General features: G+C 37.8%; 1 protein-coding gene. It reads right to left on the bottom strand.

Annotated elements, in window-relative coordinates:
- Positions 1 to 579 (bottom strand): hypothetical protein (locus KEM10_RS25230; RefSeq protein ID WP_212221016.1); only part of this gene is annotated, 579 nt, incomplete at its 3' end.
- Between the last annotated feature and the right edge of the window lie 21 nt (positions 580 to 600).

Genomic DNA, 600 nt, shown 5'->3' with positions numbered 1-600 from the left:
TACATGATTGCCTTTTTGACGCGCATAAACCCAGTTGGAACCTAAAAGCGTACCTGAACTTAATGGACATTGGATCCATCCACTATCATTCATCAAGTAGTTAACAGCATATATCCACTCATCCAAATAATCAAAACCTAATCCTAACGCATCAATAGCTGCCGTAAAATCCCCAAGATTGGTAAGTAATGTATTTAGCTCTTCATTTAATTCTGAGTTAGTAGGTATTGCTTCAATGTCTGCCCATGGAACATTCATAGTAGGATCAGCACTTGTTCCAAACTCAGCGTAATAAGTTGTTTGCTCCCGGGTTCCTGTATCAACAGTAATCTGGCTAGTCGTTTTAACAATCTTAACATTAGTGGCTATGGTACCGGCTTTAAAAGGCATTAAAATTCCTTTTAAATACATATAACCATTCGAGACACTAGATCCGGTTATGGTACAACCGCTAACTATAATATTTTCGCCACCAATGGCTGCAATTTTCTCCAATGTTGAATATGCATCCTGCATAAACTTCAGCACATTGGTAGTCATCGGAAAGTCGCGTTTATTTTCGAGTGTTAATACGTCCATAATATCTTAGTTTACTACAAC

Source organism: Carboxylicivirga linearis (assembly GCF_018271995.1).
Lineage (GTDB): Bacteria > Bacteroidota > Bacteroidia > Bacteroidales > Marinilabiliaceae > Carboxylicivirga > Carboxylicivirga linearis.
The sequence above is the reverse complement of the archived record's forward strand: the minus strand, read 5'-3'. Positions and strand labels throughout refer to the sequence as shown.